The sequence below is a fragment of the Bacteroides celer genome (genome assembly GCF_002632415.2).
Taxonomy (GTDB): Bacteria; Bacteroidota; Bacteroidia; order Bacteroidales; family Bacteroidaceae; genus Bacteroides.
In genome coordinates this window covers 2,044,729-2,061,606 of record NZ_CP178209.1, presented here as the reverse complement: position 1 = coordinate 2,061,606, position 16,878 = coordinate 2,044,729, and the positions used below count along the sequence as shown (strand labels likewise).

General features: G+C 40.1%; 13 protein-coding genes and 2 pseudogenes. 3 read left to right on the top strand and 12 right to left on the bottom strand.

All coding sequences use genetic code 11. The features are described 5' to 3' along the window. Positions 1 to 8 precede the first annotated feature (8 nt). From CJF29_RS07915 to CJF29_RS07870, 10 genes are all read right to left on the bottom strand, one after another. A complete protein-coding gene (locus CJF29_RS07915; RefSeq protein ID WP_099146975.1) occupies positions 9 to 1,523 on the bottom strand; it encodes a sulfatase in 1,515 nt (504 codons plus the stop codon). 89 nt (positions 1,524 to 1,612) lie between these two features. Continuing rightward, entirely contained in the window at positions 1,613 to 2,509 is an 897-nt protein-coding gene (locus CJF29_RS07910) for a glycerophosphodiester phosphodiesterase family protein (RefSeq protein ID WP_099146976.1), read from the bottom strand. A 17-nt stretch (positions 2,510 to 2,526) separates the two neighbouring features. After that, positions 2,527 to 3,432 (bottom strand): glycerophosphodiester phosphodiesterase family protein, encoded by a 906-nt coding sequence (locus CJF29_RS07905; protein ID WP_229101810.1) that lies wholly within the window; start codon positions 3,430 to 3,432, stop codon positions 2,527 to 2,529. A gap of 12 nt (positions 3,433 to 3,444) precedes the next feature. Continuing rightward, entirely contained in the window at positions 3,445 to 4,989 is a 1,545-nt protein-coding gene (locus tag CJF29_RS07900; RefSeq protein ID WP_074557754.1) for a SusD/RagB family nutrient-binding outer membrane lipoprotein, read from the bottom strand. A gap of 18 nt (positions 4,990 to 5,007) precedes the next feature. Continuing rightward, positions 5,008 to 8,430 carry a SusC/RagA family TonB-linked outer membrane protein gene (locus tag CJF29_RS07895; RefSeq protein WP_081352731.1) on the bottom strand — a complete coding sequence of 1,141 codons (3,423 nt, stop codon included), beginning with the start codon at positions 8,428 to 8,430 and terminating at the stop codon, positions 5,008 to 5,010. 170 nt (positions 8,431 to 8,600) lie between these two features. After that, complete coding sequence (locus CJF29_RS07890) at positions 8,601 to 10,160, bottom strand: ATP-binding protein (RefSeq protein WP_099146977.1); 1,560 nt, start codon at positions 10,158 to 10,160, stop codon at positions 8,601 to 8,603. 76 nt (positions 10,161 to 10,236) lie between these two features. Further along, positions 10,237 to 11,217, bottom strand: a complete 981-nt coding sequence (locus CJF29_RS07885) for a FecR family protein (RefSeq protein ID WP_099146978.1) — start codon at positions 11,215 to 11,217, stop codon at positions 10,237 to 10,239. Positions 11,218 to 11,284: 67 nt separating this feature from the next. Beyond that, entirely contained in the window at positions 11,285 to 11,881 is a 597-nt protein-coding gene (locus CJF29_RS07880; protein ID WP_008643132.1) for an RNA polymerase sigma-70 factor, read from the bottom strand. Positions 11,882 to 12,093: 212 nt separating this feature from the next. Beyond that, positions 12,094 to 13,392: an outer membrane beta-barrel protein gene (locus tag CJF29_RS07875; RefSeq protein ID WP_099146979.1), complete on the bottom strand. Its 1,299-nt coding sequence runs from the start codon at positions 13,390 to 13,392 to the stop codon at positions 12,094 to 12,096. A gap of 6 nt (positions 13,393 to 13,398) precedes the next feature. Further along, the gene (locus tag CJF29_RS07870; protein WP_004314738.1) at positions 13,399 to 13,947 is read right to left on the bottom strand and encodes an RNA polymerase sigma factor; all 549 of its coding nucleotides are present in this window, start codon (positions 13,945 to 13,947) and stop codon (positions 13,399 to 13,401) included. Between the two features lie 176 nt (positions 13,948 to 14,123). Here CJF29_RS07870 and CJF29_RS07865 point away from each other — a divergent pair, with 176 nt between their 5' ends. After that, positions 14,124 to 14,846, top strand: a complete 723-nt coding sequence (locus CJF29_RS07865; protein WP_099146980.1) for a NigD-like protein — start codon at positions 14,124 to 14,126, stop codon at positions 14,844 to 14,846. Between the two features lie 126 nt (positions 14,847 to 14,972). On the opposite strand, the pseudogene CJF29_RS07860 reads toward CJF29_RS07865, so the two are convergent. Then, positions 14,973 to 15,113: pseudogene (locus tag CJF29_RS07860) on the bottom strand (aquaporin); the annotation flags it as partial. An 11-nt stretch (positions 15,114 to 15,124) separates the two neighbouring features. Here CJF29_RS07860 and CJF29_RS07855 point away from each other — a divergent pair. After that, positions 15,125 to 15,240, top strand: a pseudogene (locus tag CJF29_RS07855) (EamA/RhaT family transporter); the annotation flags it as partial. 18 nt (positions 15,241 to 15,258) lie between these two features. On the opposite strand, the gene CJF29_RS07850 reads toward CJF29_RS07855, so the two are convergent. Continuing rightward, entirely contained in the window at positions 15,259 to 16,185 is a 927-nt protein-coding gene (locus CJF29_RS07850) for a hydrogen peroxide-inducible genes activator (RefSeq protein ID WP_008643125.1), read from the bottom strand. A 137-nt stretch (positions 16,186 to 16,322) separates the two neighbouring features. Here CJF29_RS07850 and CJF29_RS07845 point away from each other — a divergent pair, with 137 nt between their 5' ends. After that, a complete protein-coding gene (locus CJF29_RS07845) occupies positions 16,323 to 16,799 on the top strand; it encodes a Dps family protein (RefSeq protein ID WP_004314742.1) in 477 nt (158 codons plus the stop codon). Positions 16,800 to 16,878 lie beyond the last annotated feature (79 nt).

Genomic DNA, 16,878 nt, shown 5'->3' with positions numbered 1-16,878 from the left:
CTATTCTATTATTGTTTACAAGTCGTGCACAAAGGGTTCTTAGCCGGCATTGTTGCATTAACTTCAATACGCCAATGATGCAGTTTATTTAAAAGTTCGTCAGTTAACTCTTTATTATGCTCTACAAGGTTATTGTGTTCGGATATGTCTTTAGACAAATCATACAACTCAACTGTACCAGTATCATAAAATTCAATCAATTTATAATTATTCCAACGAATGGCCCCCGAAGGTCTGCCACCCTGATTGGAATAATGAGGAAAATGCCAATAGACAGCATCCCTATCCAAATGTTCTTTTTTACCCTGCAAAAAAGCTAGGAAAGATATACCATCCAAATGTTGTTGTGGCTGTATTTTGCTATTTGTCATTTCTAAAATTGTAGGATAATAATCGGTAGAAGTTATTACTTCATCGCAAATAGTAGCAGGAATCGTAACTCCCGGCATACGTATTATCAGAGGTTCACGAATACCACCTTCATAAGTAAATCCTTTTCCACCCCGCAATGGACGGTTGGAAGTTGGCGAGCCTTCAGAAGTAGCAAGACCTCCATTGTCCGAAGTAAAAATCAAAATAGTATTATCATAGAGTTTCAGGCGCTTCAACTCATTTATTATTCGCCCAATGTTCTCGTCCATACTGGCGAGCATAGCAGCATATACGGCATTGCTATGTACAAGCCTTTCATGATGAGAAGCATCTTGATAAGGTTGCATAGACTTCCATTCCGGATCCTCATCAAAAGTACGGCAAGTGTCCAAATTCATCCGTAAAGCCTTTTCTTCAAAATATTTCACTTTATCCGGTTTCGCCAACAATGGAGTGTGCACCTGATAAAAAGGCAGATTGATAAAGAAAGGAGCATCTTTGAATTGACGTATGATACGGATACATTCATCACCCAACCGGTCTGTGAGATACTCTCCCTCCGGCCCGTCTTTCAAATAAGGGTTGTGATAGGGTGAAAAATATCCTCCTTTACCCGGACCACCTTTATTGCAACCGGCTATATTTATATCATATCCCTGATATTGGGGATAGGTCAATGAGTCTACCGAACAGTTCCATTTACCAATATGGGCTGTCTGATAGCCTTCTTGCTTCAATGCTTCACCAATAGTCAATTCTTCCAAAGGCATATTTTGCACAAAATCGACTGGGAGTACCGGACAATATTCTTCAATCTGTTTTTTTCTTGAAGGAATGGAATAGCCGCCGGGAATATAATCAGTCAAATGCAGACGTGCCGGATATTTTCCCGTTTGAAAAGATGCACGTGTAGGCGAGCTTACCGGACAAGCAGCGTAAGCGTTCGTAAAACGGACACCTTCTTTAGCCAGTTTGTCTAAATTGGGGGTCTCATAAAAACGACTGCCATAACATGACAAATCCGTCCACCCCAAGTCGTCCGCTAAGATGAAAATAACATTCGGACGAACTTTCTCCTTGTGCTGTGATTGGCAGGATACCAGCACTGTTGAAATCAAAACTACTCCTGACAATATCAAATTTTCTTTCATGTATCGTTATTTTTTAAGTATAAAACAGGCTTTTCCGAACTATAAAGTCCGGAATAAGCCTATATTAAAAATAAAATGCAAACTTACTATTAGTCGTGTAGTTTCCTGCTTCTCAAATAGTCAAGCAGATATTGAGGGCGGTCGGTTTGTATGATTCTTGCCCCAAGTGTATCGATAAGATATCCATAGCCGTCATCTGGATTCTTTAAGGACATATCATCATCATGCCCGCCAGCCATTGTATCCCAAAGTGTGTTGTACCAAATTAATGCCCGGCCGTCAAGAGACGATTTCAATTTGACTGGAAGCGGATTTGAATCATTAACAAAAAGCAATTCAAAAGCGACCGGTTGCATATCTTTAATAAAAGTTTCAATCTGCTGTTCTGCACCATGAGTATCCAAATTGACAATAGGCATATAGATAACATCATTCAGATAATCACCAAACTGCTTTTTTACTTCTTCGGCGGATTTGTTTCCTTTCATAATGATTTGTTTAGTCGTTCCCGTCTTTCTCATCAATGCATATACTTGTTCAAAGTAACGGTCGGCTTTATCTAAATTCAACATGATTTTACCCTTAGCATGCAGTAGAGCTTCTTCAAGTGTCGGTACATTATGAATGGTACGAATAGCACAACCGTTCTTCAGTTTCAGTTTGTGTATAGAATCCAATGTAACTTCTGCTATTTTCCCTTTTCCCGTAGATGTACGGTCTAATGTGGGGTCATGCATTAGTATCAACTGTCCGTCTTTAGTACGCTGCACATCCAATTCGACAATATCTACTCCCATTTTTATAGCATTATCTATCGCCTCCAATGAATTCTCGGGATAATTACGCCAGTCTCCACGATGAGAGGCAACTATAACTGTGCTCTGGTCACGATTCAGTAGCTTCTCGCGTATCAAACTTACTCTATCCTGCGAATAGAGTTGAACTGCTGCCAATACAGCAACTACGATTAATATAAGTTTTTTCATCTCGTTTATGTGTTAGTTTATCTTCTTCCTATTTTCTTCAGGTATGCATCCAACAGGAACGGATGGTCACTGAATATTATATTGGCTCCTTTTTTCAGTAACCAGCCATAACTGTTCTCCGGATCGTCCATCGCCATTTCATCATCATGTCCACCATTAAAGTCCGCCCACAATGAATTGTACCAAATGCGGAATCCTCTATCTTTTATTTCTTTAGCCCGGTCTATCACAGGAAAATCATCTCTTGTGAAAGAAAGACTAATAACAGATGTCTCAATATTATCCATAAAATCATCCAGTTTCTCATCATCACCTTCTCCCTTGCAAACTAATACTGGAATATAATTTACTCCGTCCAACAGTTTACCATAAGTCTGGGCTACATGCTTGCTATCTGTCGTTCCACGCAAAATTATTTGTTCCAGGCATCCCTGTTTTTTCGCAACCTCTATCACTTTTTCTTTGATGGGCTGCCATTTGTCTACTTGAATTAAAATTTTACCTTTAGCTAATTCCAACACTTCTTCAAAAGTAGGTATTCTTTGGCGGGTAATCACCCCGATAGGACTTTTTAGTTTTAAATCTTTCAATTCCGTCCAAGTATAATCAGACACTTTACCGGTTCCCGTTGTTGTACGGTCTATCGTCTGGTCGTGCATCATGACTATGACACTGTCTTTTGTCATTTGCACATCAATCTCAATGCCATCAAATCCGGCATCAATACAGCTCTTATACGCTTGAAGTGAATTCTCCGGAGCATTCCGCCAGTCACCACGATGAGCAAAAATCATCACATAATCAGATTTACCGCCATCTTTCAAAGTATTCAAAAGAAAATCCAACCGATTTTGAGCATGAGTGGAGAAAACTCCACTCATAATAAGCATTAATGCTATAATTGTAATAAATTTACTATTCATAATGTTTATTTCTTATTTTATATCCCACCACACACGTGTTGTTATCTTATCTTCACCGCCAAGTAATTTCAATCCATTCTGATATTCTGATTTATTTTTAGTGATTTCATCCTCCGGATATAAATAACGAGCCGGAAGTTGATTCACTCCTACTGTTTCATCATCTGTATGTATGCGGTCGTAAAGATGCGGACGACCGGTACGGCGTATATCAGCATACATCTCTAACGAATTGTAAGGGAACAGAGCCAACCATTTTTGTAACGCAATCTGTTCCAACTGTTCGGACTCGTCGGCAGATAATTTAACGGGGAACTGATTCATTGCCGGAGTATTAAAATAGCCCCCCGGAGCCATCGGCAATTTATCGGAAGTTATGTAAGCCGTAATAGCCGCATCAGAGATTCCCCATGTTTTCATGGCACATTCAATGCCTTTCTTATATAATGCTTCAACAGTTCCACCCATATTCCATCCTTTAATCACTCCTTCCGCTCTCAAGAAATAACTTTCAGCCGCATTCATAACCATTAGCGGCTCCGTATTTTTAGAATCGGAATCAGAAAAACGCGAACCCAACAAGGATAATGTATTTTTTGCATGTTCTGCAAGTCCCATTTCAATAGAATTCATACCGTTGCGTGCACCTCTATAATTACTATTATATGACTCATCAACCGGCTTATTGAAAAATATGGGTAAACGAGGGTCTTCGTAACCTACCAACACACTTTGCATCGCCTCACTCATATAAGTTTCTCCCCAAGCAGAAAGCCAACCATAAGGAGTGGTTGATGAGGAAGTAGCAATAAGGAAAGCATCATCACCGGCAGTTTCCATAACTCCGGCTGCGACCGCCTCTTCTGCATATTTTGTAGCATCAGCAAAGTTTACATCCGAAATTCTCATAGCTAAACGCAATTTCAAAGAGTTAGCGAATCGATACCATTTTTCTACACTTCCACTATATATTTGGTCGTCTGTACCAAATGCATTCGCAGTTCTGTTTTGAGCCAATACTGTAATAGCCGTATTCAAATCCACAAACATCTGTTTATAAACTTCCTCCTGTGAATCATATTTCACGCTTACCTGGGCATTATTTGCATCAGAATAAGGCATTGGCCCATATAAATCGGCTACGCGATGAGATATTTGCACTTTCCAAACTAAAGCAACCGCATGTGCCACAGGTAATGTATTTTCGGTCATTTCAAGTACGGTTTCCAATTGCGGAAGCGCTTTCAGATAGTATGTAGCCCATGCTCTTCTTGAAAATTTATCGGGAGCGGCAAATCTATCCGACTGGAAAGACGGGGTTACATTCGTGAAATATTGAACATACAAGTTGGACATGACCGAACTTACCAGCTCAAACTCATAACGGTCGGCATACATTCCCCAATATTGTGAGTATGCAAAAGCTGCACCAACGTGCGACATTCCAAGCTCCGGAAGTTTTGTATCATCTTTATTCAAATCTTCGAAATCGGAGCATCCCCATAAAGTTGTTACCACAGTCAGTAACAATAGATATAGATAGTTTATTTTCTTCATAATTCTAAAGTTTATTCATTAAAAGGATACGTTCAGATTAATACCAAATGAGCGGGTGGAAGGCAAGGCAAAAGCTTCCAACGCTTGATTATTTCCTGTACCTACCGTCATTTCGGGGTCAAATATTCCGGCTTTATTTTGTAGGTAACAAAGATTCTTACCATAAATTCCTAAAGATAATCCTGTGAAAGGCAATTTGCCTAATACAGATTTCGGGAAAGAATAGGAAAGTGAAATTTCTTTCAGGCGAATGAAGGACGCATCGTACACAAACACTTCGCCCACCGGATTGTTACGACCTCCTAAAGTGGTCCACAAAGTTTCCGCATTAATTTCTTTCGTATTCTTCTCTCCACTATCCAACACTCCGGGGAATACAATACCGCCCTCACGCCCGGCCAAAGTACGGGCAGTAGAACCATACCCACTCAACACTGCGTCTGTGAAAGATACAATTTTACCTCCCTGTTTGGTATCAATCAAAACATTCAATGATAAGTTCTTATATCTGAATGTATTTGACCAGCCACCTGTCCAGTCAGGATTTGCATTGCCTACTTTCACTGTTTTCTTAGAGGTCAATTTTGGCAATCCGTTTGTTCCCACCAGTATCTCACCGGCATCATTACGCTGAAATCCACGTACGTAAATATCACCAAAGGATCCTCCTTCTTCAGCAACAACATTCGCTATGAAATCTTCAGATCCCAAAGTAATTGTTTTCACATCTTCGGTCAGTTCTTTTATCGTATTAGTATTCTTGCTAAAGTTAAATTGAGTAGTCCAGGAAAAAGCTTTTGTTTCTATCGGAGTACCGTATAGTTTAATTTCAATGCCTTTATTCTGTACCTTACCTGCATTTATAAAGCGGTTCTGATAACCGGAAGCCAAAGGCATAGGTATAGAAATCAGCTGGTTAGTAGTGTTTGAGTTATAATAAGAAAAGTCCAGTCCCAAACGGTCACCAAAGAAACGTACGTCAACACCCATTTCAAACGAACCGGTCTTTTCCGGTTTCAAGTCTACTGCCGGCAATTTACTTGACTTGTACACATATCCATTATTTCCTCCTGCAATATACGAATAGGTCTGATTGATAATAAAAGGGTCTGTATCATTACCCACTTGTGCATAAGAAGCTCTCACCTTAGCAAAGTTGAACCATTCGGGCATCTTGATTATATCACTCAATACAGCCGACAATCCTACCGATGGATAGAAATAAGAGAAACTCGACTTTGGCAGAGTGGACGACCAGTCATTACGACCTGTCACATCCAAGGTAAGGAATCCTTTATAAGTTACTTGTGCAAAACCATAAAATGAGTTTAGTTTACGACGGAATAAAGAATTGTCTCCCACCAAATTCTTTGCGTTGGATTGTGAGAATAAGTTTTCCGCCAGTAACTCTGTGTTTGAATAGCTGCTTCCTTTTCGATTTTGATAGAAGGTGCTTCCACCAAAGTTTACGTCAAAAGTCCAATCCTCACTCAAGGTTTTGGCATAAGTCAACAAGAAGTCATTGTTCCATTCAAAAGAGTCATAGGAATCTAATATATAATCGCCGTTCGGTGCTCTCTGATAGGTATCATTATATAATTTGAATTCACCAGAATCGTGATAATAATCTACACTGGAACGTATCATTAAGCTCAATCCTTCGAGTATAGTCCACTTTACAGAACCCATTGCCAATATTTTATTACGCTCGTCTGACCGTACATTGCGGTTAACAACCCAATATGGATTCTGGGAAAGGTCTGCGCCACCCGGCAACCAATGATGTTGCAATGTCTTTATCGTGCCTCCTGTGCTTACATATTCGTATGTTTTAGCATCATCCAACACGATATTTCTCGGCATGGTATAAATCTGGCGTACAGGGTTAAAAATATTCTCTCCTGTCCAAGGTTTACCTTTTACCTTTTGGTTCATATAGTTTATTTTTGCATCGACTTCTATATTCTTACTTAGTTTCGAATTCAAACGTAAAGAAGCGGAAGCACGATTCAAACGGTTTTGAGGTACAATTCCCGTTGCATAATCATGGTTCAGGGAGAAACGGGCTTGTGTCTTTTCCGTCCCGGTGGACACCCCAACTGAATTAGACCAGTTGATACCTGTATTAAAGAAATCTCTTACATTGTTGGGTTGAGGAGTTAAGGCGTATTCTTTATCTCCGGCATAATTAGGATTGTTAGACCAATGTTCTACCATCTGACCTTCCATCTTAGGACCAAAATTATATAAAGTGTTTTTATTATATTGTCCTCCCGAACCTTGTGCATATTCATCTTGCAGGTCTAACATTATATTAGGAGAATCTATTGAGAAAGAAGATGAATAGGTGACACCTAATCCTTGTCCCGCAGTTCCTTTCTTGGTAGTTATAATAATTACACCATTACTAGCGCGTGAACCATACAAAGCTGCCGCTGATGCTCCTTTCAAAACATTAATAGATTCAATATCAGCAGGATTGATAGAAGATATACCGTCTCCTGAATCAAATCCTCCCGTTAGTGCCTTACCATCCGAACCCTGCGAACGAGTAGTGGAAGATGTATTATCAATAGGTACACCATCGACAACAATCAATGCCTGATTGTTACCACTTATAGAACGGTTTCCACGCAATGAAATCTTAGAAGAACCTCCTAAACCGGAAGACACTTTACTAATATCCAAACCTGCTACTTTACCGGAAAGAGAATTGACAACGTTCAAGTCACGTACCTGTTCCAGTTCTTTTCCGGCAACAGCCTGTGTGGCATAAGATAAGTTTTTCTCCTTACGGGAAATACCAAGTGCCGTAACAACTACTTCATCCAACACTTTACTGTCCTCTTTCAGGGTAATTTGAGCTAAATCTTTACTGTTTGAAGCACTAAGTTCTACCGGTTGGTAGCCAATATATGAAATAGATATCACCGCGTCCTCTGGAACATCATCCAGTTTGTACTTTCCATCGAAATCTGTTATTGTCCCCATAGTAGTGCCTTTCACCAAGACGCTAGCCCCAATAATAGGTTCGCCTTTTTCATCGGCTATCGTTCCCATTACTTTTCTAGTAGTTTGATTCTTCTGAAGTTTACGAATCAAAACAATTACATTTTCTTGTTCTTTCTTGTAAGTCAGGTCCATTCCTGCTAGAATTTTGCTCATAAGCTGTTCAATAGTTGCATTCTGCACACCTAACGAAACTTTCTGATCCAATTCAGGAAGGCTCTCATTGTAGAAGAATTTGTAATTGCTTACTTGTTCGATTTTCTTTAAAGAGGCTCTCAAAGAGAGGTCTTTCACGCTCACCGTTATTTGAGAATAAGCAGTAAAAGAGACGCATAAAAACAATAGCAGACAAATAGCCCGCAGTGTTTTCCAGTTTTTACTTCTCCCTGCATTTGTTCCAAGGAGTTTTTCAAAGGTTGTTTTGTGTTTCATATATTAAAACTTTTAAGTTGTTTGATAGGTATACAGACTGCCATACTCACTCGTCCAATCGCCTATCAGACTTTAACTCTCGTTAACTTATTCAATTCAGAGAACAAAAAAGCCATTCCTAAGTAGTGGGCTTCGGAATGGCTCTATTCTATATTTTACTCAATAAGTAATTATACTACTTTGTATTCACCAATATTACGTTCTTCAGCATTAAAGGAGACACCGACTTTAACCAGCTCACGCCCGTCTGTTCGATAAGGTAACAGATATCCTTTTTCATCTATCTGTTTCAGAGCTTCGTCTACTGTTCCTTCCAGTTTAAACTCAAATACATAAATGCGGTCTTTTGTTTTCACCACGGCATCGGCACGCCCTTTTGCACTGCGGACTTCTGCGTCTACATATTGCCCCATCAACTTAAAGACAAGATAAAAAATAACCTGATAATGACGTTCGGTCTTTGTGTTCAATTCGTAGGGTATATCGGCAAAGAATGATTTCATACGTTCCATAAAGGAATGAACGTCGCCCGACTGAAGTTCACGGACAAACTTAACTGCATTAAAATCCGTTTCATCAGAAGAGATGGGTGTATAATAGGGGATCAGGAATTTAAGAAAGCCATATTTTACCTCATCATTCGGAAAACCTAGCGTATATAGGTTCAATGATTTATCAAAGTTTTTAATTGTCAGATAACCGCTTTGGTAGATCATCGGAAGGGGATTCTTTGTCTCTGCACGGTATTCGGCAAATCCGGAACTTCCTACTTCCAAGCCATCTATCAGCAAACGTAAATCATAATCACTTTGTTTCAGCAGGTCTACAAAATAGGCAGGAGTACCGGTCTGGAACCAGTAATTATCAAACATTAATCCATCAAAGACATTGAGGACACTGAAGGGGTTAAACAATCCATCTTCGCTATATGTAAAGTGATAGCCATCGTACATCGCCGTCATTTTATCGACAGTATCTTCAAAAGACATCTCCTGCACTTCTGCCAACCGCTCCAACTCGGGAGTAAATGTGGATACTAACTCCTTTTTAGTAATACCACAAATATTGGCGTATGGAATTTTCATACTTATATCATTCAGCTGATTCAAATCACTGAACACACTTACTTGGGCAAATTTTGTGACTCCTGTCAAGAATATAAACCGAAGATAGCGGTCGGAACTTTTCAGTACACCATAAAAGGCTTTCAGAATACGACGGTATTCATCCAACAGGTTCTCATCTAAAAGGGCTTGCAGCAAAGGTTTATCATACTCATCAACCAATACCACAACTCCTTTTCCTGTTTTCAGGTAGGCTTGCTCAATGATATAACTAAAACGTTCTTCAGGACTACGGTCTTTCTTCTCATCACCATATACGGCTTCCCATTTCTCCAAATACTGGTTTAGCATGGCGACCAAATCTGCCGCCGTCTCATATTTCTTCGCATTCAAATCAAGATGCAGAACCGGATATTGCTCCCACTTCGTCTCTAACTTTTCAATTGCCAAGCCTTCAAAAAGGTCTTTACGACCCTGAAAGTAGGCTTCAAAAGTGGAAATTAGCAGACTTTTGCCAAAACGACGAGGACGACTAAGAAAATAAGGCACTTTAGTAGCTGCTATCTGATATATAATGGCTGTTTTATCCACATACAAACACCCCTCTGCACGCATCTTTTCAAATGTCTGTATCCCTATCGGCAATTTACGTTCCAATGAATTCATTGCATCTTCAAATTAGTGTACCACAAATATAGACGTTATTCGATGAATAAACAAAGATACTCTATGAAAGTTCCACTTATTTCTCTTTCAAAACAATCACCGAACCGTCCATTTCATAATAGAAAGGTGAAGTAAGCATCAGGATATTCAATGCATTCTGTATGCCACCTCTCGGAATAGTTCCGGTGAAATATTCATTAGGTAGTTTATTGGAGTCGAAACGAATCTCTACGTCATAGATGCGTGAAAGGGTTTTCATTATATTTTCCAAAGATTCTTTCTCAAAATAGATATTTCCTTTCGTCCATTCAATGTAGTCACTCGGGTGTACTTGAGTGGCTGTTATCTTATGAGTGGCTTTATTATATTCTATTTTGTCGCCGGGCTTCATGATATGCGACATTTTCTGCGCATAGACTCCAACTTTTCCTTCCAAAAGAACGACTGTCACGTCTTTAGCATCTTCATAGGCAGATACATTAAAAGAAGTACCGAGTACTTTCACTTCCAAATCGCCTACCTGTACAATAAAGGCGCGCTTTTCATCATGAGCTACTTTGAAATAGGCTTCACCATTCAGTTGCACACGACGCCCATTTTCTCCGAAGTTATTCAGATAGCTTAATTGCGAAGCAGAATTGAGAACGACATTCGTTCCGTCCGGCAATTCGATGGTTGCTTTATCTCCTTTATCAGCTTTTACTATAAAGGGCGCTCCCACTGTTTGGGAAGAATCTACAAGATAGTAGGTGAAGAAGGCAATACAAATGGGTAAAACGATGGCGGCAGCCCATTTCCAAGGATTCATACGAATAGTTCTTGGGTTCTCTTTTCCCTGTGTTTCTTCTTTTCCCTGCGTCTGTTCTTTGATTCGGGCAAATAGTTTATCGCGCAGTACCGGATTAATGCCGGCATCCGATTTGGAAAATTCTTCTTCCCACCAGTTCTGTAAATGGCGGTCGTTCTTTATCCAATCGGAGAGCTTTTTTATTTCAGCATCCGTTATATTTCCATCGAAATACTTTTCAATCAGTTCTTTATAATATATCTTATCCATCTTCTTTCCTGCTTATTTACAAGTATACATTTTCATCCTATCTACTATCCAAAAACGTGTATTACAATTACATTTCATTAACAAAAAAGGCAATCAGAAGCGCAATTACCTTATCGTAATGCTTCATCAACTGTTCACGCATAAATTTCACCGCCAAAGATAATTGCGTGGCGACTGTACTTTCAGAAATACCCATCATTTCAGCAATTTCCTTATTCGTATAGTTCTGACGCTTACTTAAGATAAAGATTTTCTTTCGCTGTGCCGGCAATTCTTCCGCTAATGAGTCGATATAATCGTTCAAGAAACGAAGATCAATAGTATCTTCCGTCTGTGAATCATGGTCTAGTCCGCTTTTCAGCAGATATTCATTGTAAACATATTCAACGGTCTGACGCTGGTACATATTCATCAATAAATTTTTGGCTATCGTACAAAGAAAAGAAATAAATGAAGCGTTCGTATCGACTTTCTCACGTACTTCCCATATACGGATAAAAGTGGATTGCACCACTTCTTCAGCCATATATTGATTGCCGGAAGAAAGCCGCATAATGAAATTGTACAGTTTACCGCTGTACATATTATACAATCTTTCAAATGCTTGAAAAGAACCGTCTTTTAAATCGATTAATAAATGTTTTTCATCTGTAAAATTCACCATAGCTTAGAATTTTGCAACAAAGGTATGCAACCATAGACCATTAACAGGTGACAATATTATTAATATTTTCTCAATTATCCGATTTTTATGAGGAAAAAGATACTAATATCAGGATAGTGACGCCATCCGGTCAAGATAGTGACGCTATCTAATCAGGATAGTGACGCTATCTTGAACGGATACCGTCACTATGTTCAGTAAGGTAGTTCGCATTAATAAGTCAAGCGGATACCAGCCTGTATATTGAAATTAAACGGATTCTCTTTACGTATGGTCTGTATATCCGAACCGTCATCAAAATAATAAGCAACACCGGGTTCTACATAGATACCCAGACGTTTCGTTGCGTTCACCTGTGCACCTACCGCACCGGATACCGAGAATTGCAAAGGTTTCACCGTTTCTTTCTCGGAACCGAGCTTTCCATAAACACATTTCTCCACCATACCTCCACCGGAGACGTAGAGAGTGACGAGTTTCTTATCAAGGAAATTCCAGTTGGCACGCAGCGGAATACCGACATAATGAAGTTTTTGTTCTATCTGCTGCTCTTCACCCGCCAGTTTCGCATCCGAAGAAAGCAATGTGTAAGTCAATCCCGTTTCGAGAGAGAATCCTTTGGCCAGTCCTTTACGGACGAACAATCCGAAGGAAATTGGTTGATGGTGCTTAATGTCGACCACCTGTTTTGCCTGACGCAGATAAGGCACTCCATCTTCAAAAACCAATGTCTGATCGTTAGGTATCTCCATCAGACCGTTGGAAACAGAAAGCATATTCACACGAGACATATAAGCATGAGAGCCGGCACCGACTTCTGTGGATGCTCCGCCCGAATTTCCAACCGATAGCCCCATGGACCATGTTCCTTTTTGAGATGCTCTTTTTTCTGCTGGAATATGCAGCTTGTCTCTGCCGGAAGGGCGACGCGGCCTGTTGTTCGGCCATTCGGTATCCTGTGACTGTGTAGCCTGACCCACATTTTCACTGTCTACCTGCCTTGCTTCATTTTTCGTCTGTTCCGTCTCACCTTTGAGCGTCTGATCTTTCTCAATCACAGGATTATTTTCATTCCCTGTTACAGGTTCGTTATTATTTTCTATTGCAGATTGACCTGCATTTGTTTTCTGTTCTGTAAGATTCTTATCAATTTTCGCCAAACGGTCTTCACGAGCCACTGGTCGCAAGACGGGTTCTACGGAAGTGCCCTGCACATCCGGTTGTTGCACACCCGGCAACGCATCGGGTGTAGATGCCAATGCCGGAGTCTTTATATGACGTATTTCATCCGCAGCCGGTGTCCCCAGGAAATATAGACTTACCGACGAAACGACGGCTAACAATATAACAGCTGCAGCAGCCATCATCCATTTTCGATAAGGATATATTTTCTTCTCCACAGGAGGCATAAGTTCTTTCTCCAGTTGTTCCCAACCGGAAGCAGGCAGCGGCTCGGAATAATCCGCGAGCTTCTCCTTCAACTTATTCATCCACAATTCTTTCTCTTCCATCTCTATCTATCCATTATGCATTATCCATTCTTTTACTCTTTTTGCCAATACACTCTTCGCACGAAATAGCTGCGAAGCCGAAGATTTTTCATTAATACCTAATTCCTGTGCGATTTCTTTATGCGATTTGTCTTCGAATGTATAAAGGTTAAACACTGTACGATATCCGGCAGGTAGTTCTTCTATAAACTGCATCAACACTTTCTGTGGAATAGCTTCTACATCAGAAGCGTCCGGTTCTTCATATTCTTCAGGCAACTCTTCTAATGGTGCCGACTGATTGATTACATCATTTTTCCGGAGATATTGCAAAGCTGTGTTGACCATCACCCTTTCCATCCAGGCCCGCAGGGAGCCTTCCCCCCTCCAGGTGAACTTGTCGAAGGAATCGAATATCTTTAAAAAACCGTCGTGAAGCAGATCCTGGGCTGTATCACGGTCGCCGGTATAGCGAAGACAGATGCCAAGCATACGTCCCGCATACTGCTCATACAGTTCTTTGCGAGCTTGGTTATTGCCTAGCCTGCATTGTTCCGACAACTCTAATTCTTCCATTCTCTTATACACGTGTTTAACTTATAAATGCAGCAAAGATAGAAATACTGCATAGAGAGAACAACTCTTTTATCACTTTTGTTTCTTTAACAGATTCAAATGCAATATTTTCTATCCCACTGCATTTTCACAATACAAAGGAACCATTTTATATAATCTAAAACTTAAATAAGTATATGAAGAAATTTAAATTCATTGCCTTTATCTTTGCTATTATGACTACAATGCCGATTCTCCAGTCATGTTTGGACGACGATGACAACCCGTCCGATCTTCTGGTTGTCAGTACCATCAATATGATTAGCCAGGATAGCAAGGAATTTTATTTCACTTTGGATGACGGGAAAAAGATGTATCCCAGCAATGCGCAAGGATGGAGTAATAAAGATTGGGTGGAAGGACAACGAGCTTTTGTGATATTCAACGAGCTGGAAGAGCCTGTGAACGGATACGACCTTAATATTCAGGTGAGAGGTATCAATCCAATCTTAACTAAAGACATCATCACGATGGGTGAAGATGACAACGATGAAGAAAAAGTCGGAGATGACAAGATCAACACGACTTATATGTGGATCAACAAGGATAATAAATATCTAACGATTGAATTCCAATATTATGGAACGCATAGTGAAGATAAAAAACATTTCCTGAATCTGGTGATTAATGACAAAGAAGAGACTGCTCCCACTGCTGACGAAGACAGTGCGGAGGACGAATATATCAATCTGGAATTCCGTCATAACAGTGAAGGTGATTATCCTCAAAGCCTGGGCGAAGGATATGTATCTTTCAAACTGGATAAGATTAAAAACCGGATGGAAGGGAAAAAAGGATTAAGGATCCGCGTCAACACTTTATATGGCGGACCGAAAACTTATGAAGTAAAGTTTCCCTAAGATTATAAATCTAATGTAAACGTGCAAAACACACTCTTTTTTAATATAATATATTAATTACGCAAAAGAGGGCGGTAGTTGTGAAACTGCCGCCCTTTTATCTTTATATAAGAAGTTATTCTTATAAAGGGAAGTCCCTGTGATGGGAATACATACAATATGTACCAATACAAGAGTCAAACCGATGGCAAGTCCTGCCAGATTGCCCGCTCCCCTCTTCGAATCGGTAGAGCCGAGCACCACTAATACAAAAATGAAAGCAAAGACAAGCCAATAAAATGAACAAAGGACTTTTTTACATCATATTTGCCTCTACCACATGGAGCACATCGTAAACACATTTATCAAGCAAGGATCGAGCTATGACTTCACTCCTATGAATTTCTCCGGAATCCTCTCAATCTCCTATTTATTATAGCAAACATTGTATGGACTGCAAAGTAAGCATTTCTTTGGGGACTGCAGCTTTTATTTCCTCTTTCAGAACACATAGCAGGCTATGACGAATAAAATCTCTATTTGTCGCCAACACCACTTGCCGCGTCGGTCGGGGGATAGCAAACGGACGTACTAATTGTCGCTGTTCTTCCGTCAATTGAGCTACTGCCAGTTCGGGAATAAAAGTGATTCCTTTTCCGCTTTCTACCATTCTCATAAAGGTTTCCATGCTTCCCAAACGATAAGCCATCTGACTAACCTTCACCGCTTCCATCTGACAGAAACGGACAAGTTGGTCACGAAAGCAATGTCCTTCGTCCAAAAGCCAAAGATGTTCGCCTGTTATATCGGAAGTGCGGATAACGTCATGTTTGAACGAAGGTTCTTTCCGTGATACATAAGCATAGAATTGCTCATAGAAGAGAGTTTCTTCCGTCAAGAATGTGTCTTCTAATTTACTGGCAATAATCCCTGCATCCAAATCGCCGGCATGCAAAGCTTGCTGAATATCCTGGGTTTTCATTTCCGTGACACGAATATCCAGTTCGGGATATTTCTCCATCAGTTGAGGGAAAAAGCGGGGTAGCAAATAAGGAGCGATAGTGGGTAATACTCCCAAGCGGAATACACCTGATAATGACTGCTTATCTTCACTGATGATTTCTTTTACTTGAGCTGCCTGCGCCAGAATCACACGAGCCTGGTCTATCACTTTCTGCCCGATGGGTGTCGGGCAGACGGGTTGCACTGTCCTATCGAACAACTTTACTCCCAATTCATCTTCCAGCTTCTGAATCATGGCACTCAAAGTGGGTTGCGTCACACGGCAATATTCGGCTGCCCGTGCGAAATGCCTGAACTGGTCTACGGCTAATATATATTCTAATTGTTGTATCGTCATCTATCAAATCATATTAAGTTATAGATTTCATCTATGCAAAGATAGAAATTTTCAGTTTGACAACAAGCATTTTCCGCCTTATCTTTGCAGTACAGAAAAAAAGAAAACAAGTATAAATCATTAAAAATAAAAAGAATATGAAAACTTTAGAATTTATCAAATTGAATGAATCGGGAGCAAACAACGTAGTAGCATCTTTGCAACAACTATTAGCAGACTTCCAAGTGTATTACACCAATCTCCGCGGTTTCCACTGGAATATCAAAGGACACGATTTCTTTGTTCTCCACAGCCAATTCGAAAAGATGTATGACGACACTGCCGAAAAGGTGGATGAAATTGCAGAACGTATCTTGATGTTGGGCGGTACTCCTGCCAATAAATTCAGCGATTATTTGAAAGTGGCAAATATCAGTGAAGTAGATAAGGTGAGCAACGGCGAACAGGCACTGAACAATATCCTTCAGAGTATCAGTTATCTGATTGGTGAAGAACGTAAAATACTGTCCATCGCCTCTCAAGCCGGAGATGAAGTGACCGTTTCGATGATGAGCGATTATCTGAAAGAACAGGAAAAACTAGTTTGGATGTTGACGGCTTATAATAGCAAGTAATTAAGATAAAAGGTTTAGGTTTTTAAGTGAGAAAGAGAGGATATTTCCGTAAAAGGAATATTCTCTCTTTATTATTTCC

Bases quoted from the DNA above. Each gene is read 5' to 3' on its own strand.
- CJF29_RS07910 (WP_099146976.1), bottom strand. From the start codon at position 2,509: ATGAAAAAACTTATATTAATCGTAGTTGCTGTATTGGCAGCAGTTCAA.
- CJF29_RS07865 (WP_099146980.1), top strand. From the start codon at position 14,124: ATGAAGAAATTTAAATTCATTGCCTTTATCTTTGCTATTATGACTACA.
- CJF29_RS07880 (WP_008643132.1), bottom strand. From the start codon at position 11,881: ATGGTGAATTTTACAGATGAAAAACATTTATTAATCGATTTAAAAGAC.
- CJF29_RS07850 (WP_008643125.1), bottom strand. From the start codon at position 16,185: ATGACGATACAACAATTAGAATATATATTAGCCGTAGACCAGTTCAGG.
- CJF29_RS07845 (WP_004314742.1), top strand. From the start codon at position 16,323: ATGAAAACTTTAGAATTTATCAAATTGAATGAATCGGGAGCAAACAAC.
- CJF29_RS07905 (WP_229101810.1), bottom strand. From the start codon at position 3,432: ATGAATAGTAAATTTATTACAATTATAGCATTAATGCTTATTATGAGT.
- CJF29_RS07890 (WP_099146977.1), bottom strand. From the start codon at position 10,160: ATGAATTCATTGGAACGTAAATTGCCGATAGGGATACAGACATTTGAA.
- CJF29_RS07870 (WP_004314738.1), bottom strand. From the start codon at position 13,947: ATGGAAGAATTAGAGTTGTCGGAACAATGCAGGCTAGGCAATAACCAA.
- CJF29_RS07885 (WP_099146978.1), bottom strand. From the start codon at position 11,217: ATGGATAAGATATATTATAAAGAACTGATTGAAAAGTATTTCGATGGA.
- CJF29_RS07875 (WP_099146979.1), bottom strand. From the start codon at position 13,392: ATGGAAGAGAAAGAATTGTGGATGAATAAGTTGAAGGAGAAGCTCGCG.
- CJF29_RS07895 (WP_081352731.1), bottom strand. From the start codon at position 8,430: ATGAAACACAAAACAACCTTTGAAAAACTCCTTGGAACAAATGCAGGG.
- CJF29_RS07915 (WP_099146975.1), bottom strand. From the start codon at position 1,523: ATGAAAGAAAATTTGATATTGTCAGGAGTAGTTTTGATTTCAACAGTG.
- CJF29_RS07900 (WP_074557754.1), bottom strand. From the start codon at position 4,989: ATGAAGAAAATAAACTATCTATATCTATTGTTACTGACTGTGGTAACA.